This window comes from Chamaesiphon polymorphus CCALA 037 (assembly GCF_003003845.1).
Taxonomy (GTDB): Bacteria; Cyanobacteriota; Cyanobacteriia; order Cyanobacteriales; family Chamaesiphonaceae; genus Chamaesiphon; species Chamaesiphon polymorphus.
Window position 1 is genome coordinate 1 of sequence record NZ_PVWO01000575.1, and the last position, 3,362, is coordinate 3,362.

The 3,362-nt window shown below is 41.7% G+C and carries 3 protein-coding genes; 2 read left to right on the forward strand and 1 reads right to left on the reverse strand.

Features of this window, described 5'->3' with window-relative positions:
* Positions 1-141: 141 nt before the first annotated feature.
* On the reverse strand, positions 142-909 hold the full coding sequence (locus C7B77_RS26590) for a phycobilisome rod-core linker polypeptide (protein WP_106312097.1): 768 nt from the start codon (positions 907-909) through the stop codon (positions 142-144).
* 503 nt (positions 910-1,412) lie between these two features.
* Between C7B77_RS26590 and C7B77_RS26600 the strand changes: the two genes are divergently transcribed.
* A complete protein-coding gene (locus C7B77_RS26600; protein WP_106312103.1) occupies positions 1,413-1,853 on the forward strand; it encodes a hypothetical protein in 441 nt (146 codons plus the stop codon).
* Between the two features lie 97 nt (positions 1,854-1,950).
* On the forward strand, positions 1,951-2,823 hold the full coding sequence (locus C7B77_RS26605; protein WP_106312106.1) for a hypothetical protein: 873 nt from the start codon (positions 1,951-1,953) through the stop codon (positions 2,821-2,823).
* Positions 2,824-3,362 lie beyond the last annotated feature (539 nt).

Consider the following 3,362-nt stretch of genomic DNA (forward strand, 5'->3'; position numbering starts at 1 on the left):
TGGGAGAGGGGAGCCAGATCCTGCGGCTCTGGCTCCCCTCTCCCAAACTTGGGAGAGGGGAGCCAGAGCCGCAGGATCTGGCGGGGTGAGGGCCACAGGTTTTCGCTAGAACACAAAGCCTTGGTAAATCGGACTTGAAGATTAGATATGTACCCAACCCAAGCAGGAGAGGAAGACTACCAAGCTCAATACAACTACCCCAGCACCACCACTATAGGTAATGACTTTGCCGATGGTAGTGAGCACTGGCGAAGGTTGTTTTTGCCAATTCCAACGAGTTTGCGACATAATTGGCCCGGTATAACCCATGCCAGGGAAGCCTCGGAAATTTTGTTTGGGCAGTTTATCGCGATAATCGGTACCGTAACGCGCCATCCGCTCGAATGGTAACTGACCCTGGATTTGCTGGGGTAGAATCCGTCGGCGTTGATAAGGCACGGTACTATCGCCAAAGTTTTCTTGATATTCCTCAGTACTGAGTAGGCTATCGATAAAAGTGTAAAAGCCTTTGGTCGCAATTACAATCGACCAAGCAATTTTTTCGCGTTCGTTATACACTTCGCGTCCGAGAATGCGTTGAATGCAGATTTGGACGACCCGATAATTATTATTGCTATTAAAAGTCAGATTGCGAAAAGATTCGGAAGTTGCCAAGCCGCGAATAAATTGACGGACGGTAATCTGACCGCACCGTAATTGTGATTCTAGAGCAATTTGACGGCTGTGGACTGTCGTTTGTTGTTCGTGAAAAATCTGCCGATAGGCAGCATTAATCAGTACATCAAAATCGGATGTTGATAATAAATTGTCGATACTAAAAATCCTGGGTTGTTCTTCCCAAGCTACTTCAAAACTGGAGACACGCTGATTTTGAGAGGTGGGTGAGTATTGTAATAAAGGAATTGACACGATTTTTATTTCTGAATGTTATTAAGATCGCGGCTGAGATTTTTACTTTTAAAGATAGTTCAAATCGATCGTCGATCGTCAGTAATATTTTTAAAAAGTGGCTAAATCGAAAAACGCGATCTGAAGCTGTCTCAAAATTACAGATTGAGAGCGATTTTCAGATTGCGATCTAGGTAAGAATACTCAGCCAATTTTCAGCATAGGCGATCGGCGATCGCCTTTTAGATGCTCGGTAATAATCTGTAATAGTCGCCACCATGGGATTAGGCAACTAGACATTGTCTGGTAATAGTGAAATATCTATGGTGAATATCGATCGAGGTAAAATATTAGAGCCTTTGGATCGCGAGCTAAAAAGTCTAGTTCCGAAGCATTCTTAGTATACGGCGAGTCTTGTTAATTTTTATAACGCTTATCCCTATTCACGAGCAATCGATTACATTCAATAAATTATTTTTATCTAAAATAAAAAGATTAGATTCGCTCGATAAAATATACTACTCGTGGATAGAGAACACTTTTATAAACTTCCCGAAGCAACGGATAATAACAACGCTTTTCGTCTCCAGTGGCGTGTAGATCCTCGATTGAGACGATATATTCACAATCGTATCCCTGAAGATTCATCAACTTCAGCAGTATTAGCAATTGCCCAGGGGCTAGTGTTGGAAGTGCGGCAACTACCACCAAATCGGGAAAAATTGTCCCCCGCAGCACGAGATCTCAGTGGTTGTATCGCAGCTTTACTTGCTTATACTCTATTTTTGCAGCCAACCCTGGGGCGGCGGATGCAAATTCAACTCCGCACTAATATGTTTGAACGCCTTCAACGCCACTTGCAAGGTTTGGAGCTTCGAGACATCTACCAAATTGGCTTGACGCTGATTTTCAACCCAGCCGATTTTTTAAATAATTTTCAGCCATTATTTAGATTGGTACGATAGTTTATCCCAATATACTCACTCCAAATTTTGGCGATCGCTTGGCGATGAATTGCGAAGTTTAATCGGCGATCGCAATTTAAATCGTACTAATTTAGGCATGTTAAATAGCTGTAGATCTTCCCGCCTTAAAAAGATTCTCAGTTTTGGAACAGAAGATAAAGATCGTCTGCCTGGGCTACTATTATTGCACCAGTGTTTTCAAGAAACGGTAACAGCTAAAAAGTTTATCACTAATAAACCTCAACCAGTCCATTATGATGCCTTATTAGCTAGATATCGACAGCGATCTGTCGGTCTAAATTTTGAAATTGTCGATCGAGAGCGAGTAATCGAACTATTAGATTATTTAGGTACTAGTTTACGCAATTACGCCCGACCTGGCGAAGTATCTTGGGATCTGCCTGTGAATGAAGACGCACAGGAAGTAACTACCATCGGAGATCTGCAACCCGATCTCCAACCTGAGTCCCAAAGAATAGTAGTAACTGAATATGATGAAATTAGGGAATTAGCTCTAAATTTATTAGACGAGCATTGCTTAGAGCTTAAATTATTTTTACTTCAGTATGGCTTGGAGTTGACTCAAACAGAAGCTGCCATAGAACTAGATTGCAATCAAAGTACTATCGGTCGTCAGGCTACTAAACTACTTGCTAAACTAGCTCAAGAACTTTATTCAAGGTATCATAAATCATCGTCAGCAGTCAATATACCTAGCGATGTTTTGTCGCAATATATTAAGTATATCGATCGAGTTTGTAGCGATTACTATCCCGAATTGTTAGGAGCTATCTTGACAGAAATTGTAGTTACCGAATCGAATCAGTCGCAAATTGTGGCTTTATTTATCGATCGAGTAACCACTCAATGGCAATTTAAGTTTAAACCCGATGGTATGGGTGCGCGCAAAGCCGCTGAATTTGTAAGTCGGAAACAGAATCTACCTTTCTTCTTTCCTGACAAGATTTAGAGCGATCCGCACTGGATCGGCTCTGGTTTAGCCCCTACCCGCTAAACCAGAGCCAAAAAATATGCAAAAGTTGCCGTTTGCATAATTAATTTCTGTAGCGATGCATATTCTCGATCGAGTTGTCCGATCTAGACATTAAGCAGACACCGAGTAGTCGCAGAACATCCTGAGACTATGGCTAGATTAAGATTCTCCACGCATCTACACTCTCGATCGGGCAAATGTATACAATGTCTTTAATTTAAACTTCAACATCTGAATTTATTTAGACTTTATCTATTGCTTGGGTAACAAAGAAATTCTCAGTCGAACTAATTGTCACAATGGCACTTGGATGAGTTTTTCAGACAGAGTAGTGCATCGCCCCAATCGCAAGCAACTCAACAAATGCTGGACATAGTTTGTCGCTATAAATAATTGGCATTGTCCCACTTTGAGGCGATCGAGTCACCCGCAACCACCCTTAGAGGATGTTTGAAAAGTGGGGAGGTGGGTAAAAAAGCTCACAAGAGCATAAGCTACGAATAGAAAGTAAGTAG

What these genes read in the sequence shown, in the direction of transcription:
- C7B77_RS26605 (WP_106312106.1), top strand. Translation starts at nt 1,951, where the DNA reads ATGTTAAATAGCTGTAGATCTTCCCGCCTTAAAAAGATTCTCAGTTTT.